Below are 14,243 nucleotides of genomic sequence, written 5' to 3' on the forward strand. Positions count from 1 at the left end.
GGCTCTGACCTGCACCAACAGGATCACTACTGATCTTGGGTACAGGTTGGGTACAACCTCACGGACGGCGGTCATGCCCGGCTCACAGCCGGCGTGGCCGCCGTTTCGTGTTGGCCGAGCGCACCGTCGATGAGCAGCCGGGTCCGGTCGAGCACGTCCGGCCACTCGTGCACGTAGGTGTTGAGCGTGATGGTCGGTGTGCTGTGCCCCAACGCGAGCTGCACCGTCTTCACCGACGCGCCCGCGTGGATCAGGACCGTCGCGTAGTAGTGCCGTAGTCCGTGAATTCCCCACCGCGCCGGCAGGCCGACCGCTTCCCGGGCGCTCGCCCACGTCCGCGAGAAGGTCGCCGCGTTGACGGGCTCGCCGCCGACACCCTTGAACAGCAGGCGTGCGGCCCGGCGGACCGGCCGGCGACGGTCCGTGTCGTCGTCGACTTCGACCGCGTCGCACCCGTCGGCCAGGTGCTGACGCAGCGCCACCGCCACGACATCAGGCAGCTCGACGGTGCGGGCGCTGGTGCTGGTCTTGACCGGTCCGAGGAACGGCTGACGGCCCTTGAGCACCTTGAGTTGGCGTCGGACGTGCACCTCCCGCACGTCGAAGTCGATGTCGTCCACCTCCAAGCCGAGGATTTCACCCAGGCGCAGCCCGCAACCGGCCGCGAGATAGACCGTCGCGGCCAACCGGGCCGGCAGCAGACGCGCCAGGTCGTGCACCTGCTCCGCCGTGGGAAGGACCCGGCTCCCCCGGCTGACCGGCGGAAGCCGAATGCCCTTGTCGCACGGGCTGGCCGAGATCAGCCGGTCCCGCACCGCCATGGCGAACATCGAGCTGAGGTAGGTGTAGACCACCCGCAGCGTGGTCGGAGCGAGGACCGTCGACCGGTCCCGTACCCATCCCTGGATGTGGCTCGGGCGGACGTCCTTGACACGCTAGCCGCTGGCCGAGCGTTGCTGCGGCGCGGTCACCTGCCTCCGCAGGAGGAGTAATCCGCCGCCTCAACTCGGACAGGTGACCGGTGTCGGGTGACCGGTGCCGGGCTCCACTTGATCCGTTACACATCAACTTCACTTGAAGGGTGACAGTTGGCCGGCTCTTCGGGCTCGGCTGTCACGGTGCGTAATAGGCGTGCCGCCTATCGCTGGGGCATGCGATCCTCGACACCGGTCGAGACGCGCGATCAGCGGCAGATCCGGACACTCGCCAGGGCTGAAATGCCGTCGCAGCTTCCGTGGTCTAGAGGTTACTTACGGGTCCCGGCGCGTGCCCCTGGTGGGGAAGAACGGTCCGGTGCGTGATCCGCCAGCCCTGCCGGTCCGGTTAAACCGGCGTCTCGGGCAGTTGACGTAACGACTCTTACGCCATGCACGCTCGGAGTGCTCGCTCGTCAGCGTTGAACGGAATTGTGTTGCTGACGGTCACTTCGCCCACTACCGTCTGGGCTCATGTTCACGCCCCGTGACGTTTAGCGGTCACGCTACGACACGCGGGTGGAGTCTGTCCGCTCTTCGGCGGTTTCTGGCGCTCCTCGTCCCTCGCTGCGAGGCCCTGCCTCGCGGTGCCTGCGTGTCGGTCAGCCCGTGACGGCGCGCCGGGTAGGCGCATTCATCGACCGGAGTTCGCTATGGACAACCTCACGTCAACGCTGCCGGGGCCCCTGTGGCGCCAGCACGACTTCCGACTATTGCTCGGGGGACGGCTAGTTTCACAGCTGGGTGACTCACTTCAGTTCCTCGCTTTGCCTCTTCTGGTCATTGCCCTGACTGGGTCCTCGACGCAGGCCGGTATCCTGCTCGGTCTGCAAGCTGTGGTCTACCTCGTCTTCGGACTGCTCGCGGGCGCTCTGGTCGACCGATGGAATCGCAAGACAACGATGATCTGGTGCGAAATCGGCCGCGGTTCGTTCACCGCCACCATCCCTATCGCTGCCATGTTCGGAACGCTGGGCATGCCGCAGCTTTATGCCGTCGCGGTGCTCAATGGTGTGCTCAGCACCTTGTTCGGGGCGGCGAACAGCTCGGCGTTACCGAACATCGTTCCCAGCAGCAACCTTCCCACCGCGCTGGGGACGGTCGGAGCGATGTCCAACGCACTCCGGATCGTCGGCGCCGCTGTGGCGGGCACTGCCTACGCCGTAAGCCGGATGTTCCCGTTCGCGTTCAACGCCGTCTCGTTCCTGGCGTCGGCAGCATCCCTCCGCGCCATCCGCACCGACTTCCAGCAGGTACGCGCCACGACGCCCCGCTCGCCACGGGTACTGGTGACCGACATCGGTCGCGGCCTGGCCTGGCTGTGGCAAAAACCGGTAATCCGGACGCTGGCTCTGCTCGATGCAGCAGACGGCCTGCGGTACGGCGCCGGCTATCTGCTGATCATCATGCTGGCCCAGGGGCTACACGCGAACCCCACCCAAGTCGGCACGGTATTCGCCAGCGCTGGCATCGGCGCCCTGCTCGGCAGCCTCCTGGCGCCCGCGCTCGCCCGCCGATTCCCACTCGGGGCACTCTCGATCACGATGTTGTGGGCGGAAGCGTTGGCCTTTCCGTTCTACGCCGTAGCGCCGACATGGTGGCTGCTCTCGCTGGTGGCCTTCACAGAGTCGACGGTCTCGCCGGTTTACAACGTCGCCCTTGACTCCTATCGGCTCGCCGTCACCCCCGATGCTCTGCGCGGCCGAGTCACCAGCGCGGTCGACACTCTCACCACCGGAGGCGCAGCGATAGGAACCACGGCTAGCGGCACATTGATCGCCCTCCTCGGAACCACAACGCTGACGCTCATCCTGGCCGGATGGCTCACGCTCCTCGCCCTCGCCGCGACACTGAGCAAAACCGTCCGCACGGCCCGAGCGACCGACTGACGTGATCCCCCGTGACCCACTCATGGTAACGGGAAATCCGACCACCCTTCGAAAGGGCTATAGCCGGCCACTACACACACCAACACTTTCCCAACCCGGACTTCATCGACGCACGTCGAGGCGCTTTCATCACGCCGAACGGCTCGTGGACGATGAGCGAATGCACGCTCATCGGCAGAAGCGGATGCCTGGCACACCGGCCGTCGTGGACAGTCGGCGTCACGGTCCGTATCCGGCATGCTCAAGGCCCCGTGTAACCCAACAACTGAAGTCACCGTGTAACGCATCAAGCGGAGCACGACAGTGTCGGGTGACCGGCACGGTGAGAACTTTCCATACGTCTTCAAGGCGGGCCGCAAGCGGCCCGCAGTGCGCCGCTCGGGGCACGCCGCGCCTTGCCGCTTCGCTCCCGGCGCGGCGACCCCGGCGTCGCACGTCGTGACAGTGCGAACGCGGAAGCCCCGGAAGTGTCACGGAGACGCTTCCGGGGTTAATGCCGCTTAGCCAGATCAGTGGTCTTTCGGCCGAATCGCTTGGAGCCACACTCGCGGCCCGCCACCATTGTCGATCTGCCAGAAGCCCCAGCCGTTTCGGTTGTCGTTCACGCTCGGGTTGTAGTGACGGACGACCGCGCGCGCTGCCCCTGTAGGCGTCTTGAACGACTGGCCCCTTAGCGGTCCGTCGATGATCTCGACGCGCCCGGGTGGGTAATACAGCCCCCGCGTCCGGTGCCCCTCATAGTCGGCGTAGATAGGCTGGGCGCTTTCTGCCTCCTGCCTGGGTTCCTCTTGCACCTGCCCCAGCGAGCTCGCAGCAATCAGCCGACGGACTATCTCGCCCTCTGTGGCGCTGGCCATCCTGGCTGCGAACGCCAACGTCTGCTTGGTTCCGTCATCGACCTCGATTGTCGCCATGCCGACCTCCCTTGTTCCGCTTGCCAAAGAAGCTAAAGCAGACCGAAGCGCAAGTCAAGAGAATTGAAGGGGGCGCGGTCCGGCGGCGGTCAGGCGGATCGCCTCCGGCGGGTAGGGCCTCCGGCCCTACGACCCGGGGATGGCCTCCGGCGGCCGGGGCTACTCGCCCCGGACCCTCGGCGACTCTGGGATGCCTCGGCCGCGACCGGGGACCCGTCGCCCACCAGAAGCCACCAGACCGCGCCGACCTGGTCCAGGTCGTTCGTCCAGCAGGGCGCTCCACCTGGACCAGGTCGGCGCGGCCCGGCAGGGCGGAGCCTGCGCGACGGGATGCCGCACCGGCCCCCTTCCGAACCGCTCGCACACAACACCACCCCATGATCATTAGGTACACGAGGGGTACAGATGCCGCCTGGAAACAGTGGACAACGATGGAAGTTGATATACGGCGTACGACCTGCTCAGCGCCCTGATCGACGCCACTCCCCCAGGTCAGCCGCCACGCGCGGTTAGTTCGCCATGTACTACGACTGCTGAGCAGTCAGATGCTTGACGACTGCTGAGCAGTCGCTCGAACACCGGCCGGGCCGGCTCCGCTCACCGCGGAGCCGGCCCGGCTCGCTCGTGCGCCACCCCGGCATACCTTCGCGTCCGATATATTGCTCGCGTGGACACACCACTACGCGAACCGACGTTCCTGATCCTCACCGCGCTGGCCGCCCAGCCGATGCACGGCTACGGGCTGATCGGTGAGGTCGCCGCACTCTCCGACAACCGCGTGTCGCTACGCCCTGGGACGCTCTACGGGGCGCTCGACCGACTGGTCGACGCCGGCCTCGTCGAGGTCGACCGGGAAGAGGTGGTGGACGGCCGACTGCGCCGCTACTACCGCCTCTCCCCGGGCGGCGAGACCACGTTGAGCGCCGAGACCGAGCGGCTGCGCCGCAACGTCGAAGCCGCCACCACCCGGCTGTCCAAGCGGACTCGCGCCGCCCTCCCGACCATCCCGCGCACGGCCGGAGGCTTGGCATGAACGACCTGGAACGCCGTTACCTCCGGCTGCTGCGCGCGTACCCCGCCGACTACCGGCGCGCCCGCGGCGCCGAAATCGTCGGTACCTACCTCGACCTGGCCGCCCCTGACCAACGCTGGCCGGCGCCGGCGGACGCCGCGGACCTGGTGCGCGGCGGCCTCCGCCAGCGGCTGCGGGCCGCGGGCGTCACCGACCTGATCCCCGGGGTACGCCTCGCGGCGCTGCTGGCCCTGGTCACCGCGAGCGCTCTCGCTGGCGTCTGGGGTACGGCAGAGCTGCATCCGCCGCCCGTGGAGTGGGGCGTCCCCCACGTCGGCCCGTTCGTCTCGCTCGGTGTCGTCACGTGGGCGGCATGGCTGCTGGCGGCGGTGGTGATCGCCGTCGCGCCGAGCCGGGTCGCCCGCTGGGCCATCACCCTCGCGCTCCTGCTCACGATTGCGCTGCCACCTGTGGCCGCTGCGCTCGACGCACCCCGACCGCCGCTGATGGTGCTGCTGCCGCAGGTGGTCCTGGGCCTGCTGGGGCTCGCCCTGCCCGACCGACCCTACCGGGCGATCCGCCTCGCGCCGGCGCTGTCCGCGCTGTTGGCGGTGGTGGCGACGGAATTCCTGGTGGGCTTGGATGCGGTCGGCACCTACTACGGCGCCACCCTGGAGATCTTCCTGCCCACCGCCGGCGGACTGTTGCTGGTCGTCGGGGCCCTGTTGGCCATGGGGCTGGCACTGGGCGGGGACACCCGCGGCGGTTGGGCGCTCGTCACACTGCTCACTCCCGCCGGCTTCCTGGCGGTGCCCGGCCTGGCTGACGGCCTCGGCCCGGTACAGGGCAGCGTCACCTTCGCCGAACTCGCCGTGACCGCTGTCGCCGTCGCGCTCGCCGGCCCGGCCGCACTGTTCCTGTCCGTTCGGTTGCGCTCCCGCCGGACCTCCACCCCCCAGCCCTCAAACCAACTCTGCCCCACCTGCGGCGCGCGAGCCTAACGATGACGATCATGAGGTTGGCGAGGCGTTCCGTCCAGATTGCCCCCGTCAACCTCATGATCAACGGCGGCGGCGGTGGGCGGTGCGGGCGGTGCGGACGAGCACGGTCAGGAGCAGGGCGGTCATCGCCAGGGCACCGGGTGCCTTGGTGACGCGGGCCAGGTTGGTGCCGTCGGGCAGGGCGAGGAAGGCTGCCGCCGCGGCGGGGAGCACGAACCACGTCGTGCGGGCGGCGGTGAGCGCGAGCAGCGCCAGCGGCCAGGTCGCGTACCAGGGGTGGAAGACCGGGGACAGGACGACGGTGGCGACCAGCGCCAACGCCGCCCCGTGCAGCGCCACCCGGGACGGCGTCGTCTCGACAGGCGCTACCCGCCGGGCGTCGTTGGACCCCCGGAGGGTCTGCCAGGCCCGCCACCAGAGCACCACCAGCACTCCGACGAGCAGCAGCAGCGCGAACGTCCGGACTCCCGGCACCGCCTGCGGGTCCCGGCCGACCAGCGCGCCGGCGTAGTCGACCACGAAGCCCACGGCGGTGGGTGGTGACGTCCACTGCTCCGAGTCGCCGCTGTGGGTCAGCCCGCCCACCCAGCCGAAGCCGAGGCCGGAGACCGCCGAGGTGACCAGCAGCGCGGCGAGCAGCCCTCCGGCCAGCCAACCACCGTGGCGCAGCAACGTCCGCACCGTGTACCGGCCGGGCATCCCGGCCAGCACGGCGAACGGCACCACCACCACGGCGGTGGCCTTCACCGTGACCGCCAGCCCGAGCAGCGCTCCGGCCAGCAGCAGCGCCGCCGGCCGACCCGGTCGACGGACCACGACCAGCAGCCCACACAGCAGCAGGCCCAGCATCACGGCGTCGTTGTGCACGCCGGCCACCAGGTGTACGCCGACCAGCGGACCGGCCAGCGCCAACCAGGCGGCCCGCCGAGCCGGCACCCCGGCCGCCCGCGCCAGGGCGGGCAGGCAGAGCGCGGCCAGCAGCAGCCCCGCCACGGCGATCAGGCGCAGCGCCACGATGGTGCCGGTGAGCCCGCCGCCGAGGCCGACGGCGAGCGCCGCGAGCAGGACGAACACCGGCCCGTACGGTGTCGGGGTGTCCCGCCAGATCGGCGCCACCGTGTCCAGCCAGGGGCAGCCCGCCGCCGCCACCCCCACCGTGTACGGGTCGACGCCGTGCGCGTACGTCCAGCCCTGGCAGGCGTACGAGTAGACGTCCCGGCTGCCCAGCGGCGGCGCGAGCAGCAGCGGCAGTGCCCACAGCCCGGCGGTGGCGTACGCCCAACGGGTCGACGGCGCACCCTCGCGCAGCGACCACCACGCCCCGACCAGCAGCACGGTGCCGATCAGCCAGCAGGTCAGCGTCGCCGGGCCGTCCGGGGCCCGCCAGATCGACGCGGGTGTCACGCCCAGCGGGGCGTCGGGCAGCGCCCCGCCGAGGTATCCGGCCACGGCGAGCAGGACCGCGCCGGCCAGACCGGCGTACCGGGCACCCGAGGCCGCCAACGACACGGAGAGCGGCGAGACGGGCGGGCCGGGAGCGGTCACCGGCGCACCTTCCCTCAATCGGCGGCGACCGGCTGACGGGCCGCCCGAGCCGACCGTACCAACCGGATGACCAGCACGATCACCAACAGCGTCATCAGCGGCGCCCCGACCGTCTTGGTGTACCGGGGCAGCCCGGTGCCGTCGGGCAGCACCAGGAAGGACGCGACCAGGGCGACCACTGTGAACCATCTGGTCCGCTGGGCGGTGGCCGCCAGCACGAACAGCGGCCAGGTCCAGTACCAGGGGTGCACGACGGGGGCGAGCGCGACGGTGAGGGCGAGCGCGAGACCGGCGTGGTACAGCGGGTCGCGGGTGCGGGCCCGCCACCAGAGCCAGACGAGCAGCACGGCCAGGAGGACCACGGCGATCCCGCGGGTGACCGGCAGCGCGTCGATGTGACCACCGAAGAGCGCCGCGACGTATCCGACCGTCTGCCCTACCGCCGTCGACGGGGACGTCCAGGCGATGGCGGCTCCACCCTGGGACAGCCCGCCGACCCAGCCGAAGTCCAGCCCGCCGGCGAGGGTCACTCCGACCACGCTGGCGACCGCGCCGCCGACGACCCAGCCGCCGTCGCGGATCAGAGTGCGGATCCGGTACGGCCCGGCGGTGGCCGCCAGTGCGGCGAACGGCACCACCACCACGGCGGTCACCTTGATCGCCACCGCGACTCCGAGGAGCAGCCCGCCGACCAGCAGCATTCCGCGCCGGCCCGGGTGCGCCGCCACCACGGCCAGCCCACCGACCAGGGCGGCGAGCATCAGCACGTCGTTGTGGGGTCCACCGATCAGGTGCGCGGCGACCAGAGGGGAACCCAACGCCAGCCACACCGCCCGCTTCGCCGGCACGCCGGCCCGACGCGCCAGCGCCGGCAGGGCCCACGCGGTGAGAAGCACGCCGACCAGCGACAGCGCACGGAACAGCACGATGCTGGCGGTCAGCGATCCGGTGGCCTTCACCACGGCGCCCGCGATCAGCACGAACAGCGGCCCGTACGGCGCCGGGGTGTCGCGCCAGATGACCGAGACCGTGTCCAGCCAGGGGCAGGGCAGCGCGGAGACGCCCTGCTCGTACGGGCTGATGCCGCCGACGAAGCTGGCGCCCTGGCAGGTGTACGCGTACACGTCCCGGCTGCCGAAGGGCGGCGCGATCAGCAACGGCAGTAGCCAGAGCCCGACGGTGACCAGGGCCCACCGCGTCGAGGGTCCCCCGTCGCGCAACGCCCACCAGGCGTACGCCATCAGGCCGGTGCCGACCACCCAGGCGGCGAGGATCAGCGGGCCGTTGGGCCCCTGCCAGATGCTGACCGGCGTGCTGCGCAGGGGGCCGCTGGGAAACGCACCGCCTAGGAAAGCGGAGAGCGCGAGCAGCATCGAGCCGGCCAGGCCGGTCCAGCGCGCGAGGTGGGAGGGCACGCCGGACATGCTGCCAGCCCGTCGGTGGGAGGCCGACGGCAGGCACGGGTCAGCAGTGCCGCGCCGGTGCCAACCCACTGGAGATCGAGTAGTCACCGGCGGCGCGTACCCGCACCTCGGTCCACCCGTCCGCGCCCGGTCGCAGGCAGCCGTCCGGGCCGGTCAACGTGAGCCAGCGCGACCAGCGCACCCGGACCGGCACGTCCCCGGGCGTGGCGGTCAGCCGGACCGCGCCGCGGTCGGCGGCGACGAGTTGACCCGGGGCACCGACCAGCGGGGTCGGATCGACCACTGCGTACACCTGCCAGGTGGAGTCTCGCCAGACCTCCCGCAGGTACGGCAGGCCGGCGCGGATCAGCGCGGCCTCGTCGCGGCCCCACCGGTCGGCGGGTGCGTCCGGGGCGAGCACCACGTAGGCCACCGCCTCGTGCCGTAGCCACTGCTCGTACGTCTGCGCGCTCAGGTTGCCGTCGTAGAACAGCGCGTTGCGGTCGCTGTCGACCTGGCGTTCCCAGCCCCGGGCCAGTGGCACGGTCGGCGGCAGGTACGCGGACTCCCAGTGGTCGCGTAGCGGCACCACCTCGACCCGCCCGGCCGGCTGCCGCCGGTCGAGTTCGGCGACGAGCGGTTGGTAGAAGCTTTCGGCGCTTTCCGGGGCGCCGGCCCGGGTCACGTCGCTCGTCATCACCGGGGACTGCCACCACACGGTCGCGGCGAGCAGCGCGGCCAGCCACGGCCCCGGCAAGGCGGCGTACCCGGCCAGCACGGGCAGGGCGAACAGCATCGGCAGTCGTAGCGCATTCGAACCGATCGGGCTGGGCAGGTAGTACGCCCCGATCAGGAGCAGCACGGTGAGCACCGCGCCGACGCGCAGCACCCGGCGGCGACGCGGCAGCACGACCGCCACCAGCACCGCGAGCGCGACGTTGATGCGCATCGACTCGGCCGAGTACGGCTGGGTGCCGCCGTTGCCGAAGACGAACGCCATCGGGGCGAGCGTGACGGCGGGCGCCACGGCCAGGACGAGCCCCTCGGCCAGTGGTCGCTCGGCTCGCCAGCCTCCGGGCAGCGGTCGGCCCGGCCCGTCACCGGTTCGCAGGGCGCCCAGCAGCAGCGCCGCGCCGGCCAGCCCGGTGAACAGGCCGGCGACCGGGCTCGCCGCCGTCGCCAGGGCGGCGCAGCCTGCGGCGAGCGTCAACCGGAGCCAGCGTGGTGGGCGTTCCGCGCTGACCGCGCAGAGCGCCAGCAGCCCGAACGCCAACCCGACCGCGAAGGTGATCCGACCGCTCGCCAGGTTGCCGACCAGCACCACAGCGCCGAGGACGCCGGCCAGCAGCGGTCGGCGGGCCCGGTTGCGGGTGAACAGCCAACCCAGCGCGGCCGCGCCGACCACGGCGGCGACCGCCCCCAGCGGACGCACCCCGATCAGCGCGCCCAACCGGGCGGTGAAGAGGCTGTAGCCGTACTGGTTGACGCCGCCGTACCAGCCGAAGTCGACCGGCGCGGCCCCGTACCGCTCGGTGAACCCGGCACGGGCCACCTGGGCGGCGAGGTCGGTGCCCATCGGCGGCGCGAGAAGGAACACGACGGCGAGCACCACCGCGGCCCCGGTCGCCGCCGCCCAGCCGGTGCCCGGGATGCGCAACCCGGTTGGGCGCGGCGACGCGTCAGGCATCGAGGACCCGTTCGGCCGCGGCGCGGGAGCGGCGGCCGGTGCGCAGGTACTCGTCGAGGAACTCCCCCGGGTCGTCGCGGCCGAGCAGCCGGGCCACCCCGGCCAACTCCACCCCGTGCCGAGGCAACTGGTCGCCGGCCCGGCCCCGGACCAGCATCAACGCGTTGCGGACCTGCGCGGCCAGGGCCCAACCGGCGGCCATCTCCGCGGCGTCCGTGGGGTCGATCAGGCCGGCCCGCTCGGCCGCCGCGAGGGCGTCGAGGGTACGCGTGCCGCGCAGCGCCGGATTCGCGCCGGCGTGCCGGAGCTGGACGAGTTGCACCGCCCACTCCACGTCGGCGAGCCCACCGCGACCCAGCTTGGTGTGGGTGGCCGGGTCGGCGCCACGGGGCAGCCGCTCGGTCTCCACCCGGGCCTTGATCCGCCGGATCTCGACGACCTGCTCGCGGGTCAGCCCGTCGGCCGGGTAGCGCACCGGCTCGATCATCGCCTCGAACTCGGCGCCCAGCTCGGCGTCGCCGCAGACGAACCGGGCGCGCAGCAGTGCCTGTGCCTCCCACACCTTCGACCAGCGGGCGTAGTACTGCGCGTACGCGGCGAGGCTGCGTACCAGCGGACCCTGGCGGCCCTCCGGTCGCAGGTCGGCGTCGACGCCCAGCGGCGGGTCGGGGGCGGGCACACCGAGCAGTCGGCGCAGCTCCTCGGCGACGGCGTGCGCGGCGGCGCTGGCGGCGCTCTCGCTGGTGCCCGGCGGCGGGTCGTAGACGAAGAGCACGTCGGCGTCGGAGAGGTAGTTCGACTCGTACCCGCCGAGCCGGCCCATGCCGATCACCGCGAACCGCAGCCCTGCTGGTGCCGGCTGACTGGCCTGAGCGGCCCGCAGCGCGGCGGCCAGGGTGGCGTCGGTGACGTCGGCGAGCGCCGTACCGACCTCGGTGATGTCGGACAGCCCGCGGGCCGGCCGGTTCGCGCCGTCCGCCCGGGTGGGGCTGGGCGCGAGCGCGCCCGCCCGGCAGAGCACGTCGGCGCAGGCCACCCGGACCAGTTCCCGACGTCGCAGCGCGCGCACCGCGCTGGTGGCCTCGACCGGCTCGGTGTGCCGGGCCGCCGCCGCCAGGAACCCCTCCCGCAGCACCTCGGGCGCGCGTGGCGCCAGCTCGTTCTCCTCGGCCAGCAGCCGCAGCGCCTCCGGGTCGCGGGCGAGCAGGTCGGCGACGTACCGGGACAGCGCGAGGACCCGGGCCAGCCGACGGGCCACCGGGCCGCCGTCGCGCAGCAGCCGCAGATACCAGGGCGTGCTGCCCAGCTTGTCGGAGACCTTGCGGTAGTTGAGCAGCCCCCGGTCCGGCTCCGGCGCGTCGGCGAACTCGCTGAGCAGCACCGGCAGCAAGGTGCGCTGGATGGCCGCCGTGCGGCTCACCCCGCCGGTGAGCGCCTGGAGGTGGCGCAATGCCCCGGCCGGGTCGGCGAAGCCGAGAATCTCCAGGCGGTTCCTGGCCGCCTCCGGGGTGAGCCGCAACCCGTCGGCCGGCACCCGGGCCACCGACTCCAACAGCGGCCGGTAGAGCAGTTTGGCGTGCAGTCGGCGTACCTCGGTGGCGTGGGTGACCCACTCGGCCCGGAAGCTCTCCACGGCGCTGCGCCCCGGCGCGGCCGTGAAACCCAGCGCGGCGGCGAGCCAGCGCAGCGCGCCCGGCTCGGCGGGCACTGTGTGCGTACGACGCAGGCCCTGGAGTTGCAGCCGGTGCTCGACGCTGCGCAGGAAGCGGTAGCCGCGCAACAGGGCCTCGCCGTCGGCCCGACCGACGTAGCCGCCGGCGACGAGCGCGCGCAACGCCGGGATGGTGCCGGGCGGGCGCAGCGTCTCGTCGCCGCGACCGTGCACGAGTTGCAGCAACTGGACGGCGAACTCGATGTCGCGCAGCCCGCCCGGACCGCGCTTGATCTCGCGTTCCAGCTCCTTCGGCGGAATGTGATCGATGATCCGGCGGCGCATGGCGCGAACGTCCTCGACCGCCTCGGGCCGCTCGGCCGCCCGCCAGACCAGCGGCGCGAGCTGGTCGATCCACTCCTGGGCCAGCGGCAGGTCCCCGGCGGCCGGGCGGGCCTTGAGCAGCGCCTGAAACTCCCAGGTGCGCGCCCACCGCCGGTAGTAGGCGAGGTGGCTGGCGAGGGTCCGCACCAGCGGGCCCCGGCTGCCCTCGGGGCGCAGCGCGGCATCCACCGGCCAGGCGACCAGCCCGCAGATGTAGATCAACCGGGTCGCCACCAGGGTCGCGGCGGACAGGTCGGCGTCCTCGGCCGCGACGAAGATGACGTCCACGTCGGAGACGTAGTTCAGCTCGCCGCCGCCGCACTTGCCCATCGCCACGACCGCGAGCCGGGGCCGCTCGGTCCCCTCCGCCAGCTCCGCGACCGCGATCTCGTACGCCGCGGAGAGCGTCGCGTCGGCCAGCGCGGAGAGCGCGGCCATCGTCTGCTCCAGGCCGCGACCGCCGGTCAGGTCGGCCGCCGCGATCCGCAGCAACGCCAGGCGGTACGCGGTCCGCAGCGCCGCCACCGCGTTGCCGCCGTCGGCCGGCTCCAGCCGCCCCTCGGCGATCGGGGCGAGCCCGTCCGGGGCGGTCCGCAGCGCCTGGTAGTGCTCGGGGTGGGCCACCAGGTGATCGCCCAGCGCCGCCGACGCGCCGAGCACCGCGATCAGTCGCCGCCGCAGCCCGGGGTCGTCGCGCACGTCCGCGAGCAGCGGCGACGCCACGCGGCCCTCAGCGTTGCCTTCGGTGGTCCGGCCCTCGGCCTCCACGATGCGGTGCAGTTGGCGCAGCGCCAGGTCCGGGTCGGCGGCCCGGGACAGCGCGGCGAGCAACTCCGCGGCGGCCTCGTCGACCGGCTCCTGCTCGGCCGGCTGCCACAGCCGTAGCCCCTCCGGGCCGAGCAGGTCCGCGGCGCGCGCGCCGCCGTCGCCTTCGGCGGTGCCGAAGCCGTACCGGGCGAGCCGGCCCGGTGCCCTGGTCGGCCGGCTCATCAGTGCCCGAGCAGCGGCAGGCCGCGCCGCGTCGTGCTGTCGTCCAACTCGCCGAGGGCCAGCGCGGCGAACCGGGCGGCGAACGGTTGCCAGACCTCCTCGACGTCGGGCAGCACCGAGGCGCAGGCCGCGACCACCAGCTCCGGGTCGTAGCCCAGCTCGGCGAGTTGGGTCGAGTCGGTGGCCCAGTCGGCGATCATCGCGGCGTCGCACTCGATGTGGAACTGCAAACCCCATGCCCGGTCACCGAGGCGGAACGCCTGATGCGGATAGCGGGTGGAGGCGGCCAGCAGGGTCGCGCCCCGAGGCAGCTCGGTGATCTCGTCGGAGTGCCACTGGAGCACGTCCGGGATCAACGGCACGTAACGGAACAACGGGTCGTTCTCGGCGGCGTCACGCCGGCCGACCACGCCGGGGCCGATCTCCGGCCCGGACGGGCTGCGCTCCACCAACCCGGCGTGCGCGGTGGCGAGCAGCTGCGCGCCCAGGCAGACCGCCAGGGTCGGCACCCGGTACCGGACCGCCTTGCGCAGCAGGCCCTCCACGGCGGGAAACCACTGTGCGCCGGGCGAACCGTCCGGCAACGGGTACGCCTGTTGGTCGCCGCCGAGCACCACCAGCGCCGCGTACCCCTCCAGGTCGGCGGGGAGTTCGTCGCCGGCGTGCGGGCGCACCACCCACAGCTCCAGCCCAGCCTCGGTCAGCCACTCACCCAGCCGGCGCGCGTCGTCCGTCGGGTCGTTCTCGATCACCAGCGCGGTTGCCACCCGTCGAGGCTAGCCGGTACGCCGCA

Annotated in this window: 10 protein-coding genes; 3 read left to right on the plus strand and 7 right to left on the minus strand. The window is 72.4% G+C overall.

Going from position 1 to position 14,243, the window contains the following annotated elements; translation table 11 throughout:
- Nucleotides 1-71: 71 nt before the first annotated feature.
- Nucleotides 72-854, minus strand: a complete 783-nt coding sequence (locus tag ACQRWP_RS19760) for a tyrosine-type recombinase/integrase (RefSeq protein ID WP_430496750.1) — start codon at nt 852-854, stop codon at nt 72-74.
- Nucleotides 855-1,627: 773 nt separating this feature from the next.
- Here ACQRWP_RS19760 and ACQRWP_RS19765 point away from each other — a divergent pair.
- A complete protein-coding gene (locus ACQRWP_RS19765; RefSeq protein ID WP_430496752.1) occupies nt 1,628-2,863 on the plus strand; it encodes an MFS transporter in 1,236 nt (411 codons plus the stop codon).
- Nucleotides 2,864-3,372: 509 nt separating this feature from the next.
- On the opposite strand, the gene ACQRWP_RS19770 is transcribed toward ACQRWP_RS19765, so the two are convergent.
- Nucleotides 3,373-3,777, minus strand: a complete 405-nt coding sequence (locus ACQRWP_RS19770) for a hypothetical protein (protein WP_430496755.1) — start codon at nt 3,775-3,777, stop codon at nt 3,373-3,375.
- A gap of 667 nt (nt 3,778-4,444) precedes the next feature.
- Here ACQRWP_RS19770 and ACQRWP_RS19775 point away from each other — a divergent pair.
- Together ACQRWP_RS19775 and ACQRWP_RS19780 are read left to right on the plus strand one after the other, a co-directional pair.
- On the plus strand, nt 4,445-4,810 hold the full coding sequence (locus ACQRWP_RS19775; protein WP_430496757.1) for a PadR family transcriptional regulator: 366 nt from the start codon (nt 4,445-4,447) through the stop codon (nt 4,808-4,810).
- Complete coding sequence (locus ACQRWP_RS19780; RefSeq protein ID WP_430496759.1) at nt 4,807-5,790, plus strand: hypothetical protein; 984 nt, start codon at nt 4,807-4,809, stop codon at nt 5,788-5,790. Before ACQRWP_RS19775 ends, ACQRWP_RS19780 begins: the two co-directional genes overlap by 4 nt.
- A gap of 60 nt (nt 5,791-5,850) precedes the next feature.
- Here ACQRWP_RS19780 and mptB (ACQRWP_RS19785) read toward each other — a convergent pair whose 3' ends face one another.
- From mptB (ACQRWP_RS19785) to ACQRWP_RS19805, 5 genes are read right to left on the minus strand one after another with little or no spacing between them, the layout of a single operon-like run.
- The gene (gene mptB, locus ACQRWP_RS19785; protein ID WP_430496761.1) at nt 5,851-7,335 is read right to left on the minus strand and encodes a polyprenol phosphomannose-dependent alpha 1,6 mannosyltransferase MptB; all 1,485 of its coding nucleotides are present in this window, start codon (nt 7,333-7,335) and stop codon (nt 5,851-5,853) included.
- A 14-nt stretch (nt 7,336-7,349) separates the two neighbouring features.
- Complete coding sequence (mptB, locus tag ACQRWP_RS19790) at nt 7,350-8,750, minus strand: polyprenol phosphomannose-dependent alpha 1,6 mannosyltransferase MptB (protein WP_430496763.1); 1,401 nt, start codon at nt 8,748-8,750, stop codon at nt 7,350-7,352.
- Nucleotides 8,751-8,799: 49 nt separating this feature from the next.
- A complete protein-coding gene (locus ACQRWP_RS19795; protein ID WP_430496765.1) occupies nt 8,800-10,425 on the minus strand; it encodes a hypothetical protein in 1,626 nt (541 codons plus the stop codon).
- Nucleotides 10,418-13,450: a bifunctional [glutamine synthetase] adenylyltransferase/[glutamine synthetase]-adenylyl-L-tyrosine phosphorylase gene (locus ACQRWP_RS19800; protein ID WP_430496767.1), complete on the minus strand. Its 3,033-nt coding sequence runs from the start codon at nt 13,448-13,450 to the stop codon at nt 10,418-10,420. The genes ACQRWP_RS19795 and ACQRWP_RS19800 overlap by 8 nt, the downstream gene beginning before the upstream one ends.
- Nucleotides 13,450-14,217 (minus strand): type 1 glutamine amidotransferase, encoded by a 768-nt coding sequence (locus tag ACQRWP_RS19805; RefSeq protein ID WP_430496769.1) that lies wholly within the window; start codon nt 14,215-14,217, stop codon nt 13,450-13,452. Before ACQRWP_RS19805 ends, ACQRWP_RS19800 begins: the two co-directional genes overlap by 1 nt.
- Nucleotides 14,218-14,243 lie beyond the last annotated feature (26 nt).

The organism is Micromonospora trifolii (assembly GCF_050516465.1).
GTDB lineage: Bacteria > Actinomycetota > Actinomycetes > Mycobacteriales > Micromonosporaceae > Micromonospora > Micromonospora trifolii.

Coding starts and splice junctions, on each gene's coding strand:
- ACQRWP_RS19780 (WP_430496759.1), top strand. CDS start 4,807: ATGAACGACCTGGAACGCCGTTACCTCCGGCTGCTGCGCGCGTACCCC.
- ACQRWP_RS19765 (WP_430496752.1), top strand. CDS start 1,628: ATGGACAACCTCACGTCAACGCTGCCGGGGCCCCTGTGGCGCCAGCAC.
- ACQRWP_RS19770 (WP_430496755.1), bottom strand. CDS start 3,777: ATGGCGACAATCGAGGTCGATGACGGAACCAAGCAGACGTTGGCGTTC.
- ACQRWP_RS19800 (WP_430496767.1), bottom strand. CDS start 13,450: ATGAGCCGGCCGACCAGGGCACCGGGCCGGCTCGCCCGGTACGGCTTC.
- ACQRWP_RS19795 (WP_430496765.1), bottom strand. CDS start 10,425: ATGCCTGACGCGTCGCCGCGCCCAACCGGGTTGCGCATCCCGGGCACC.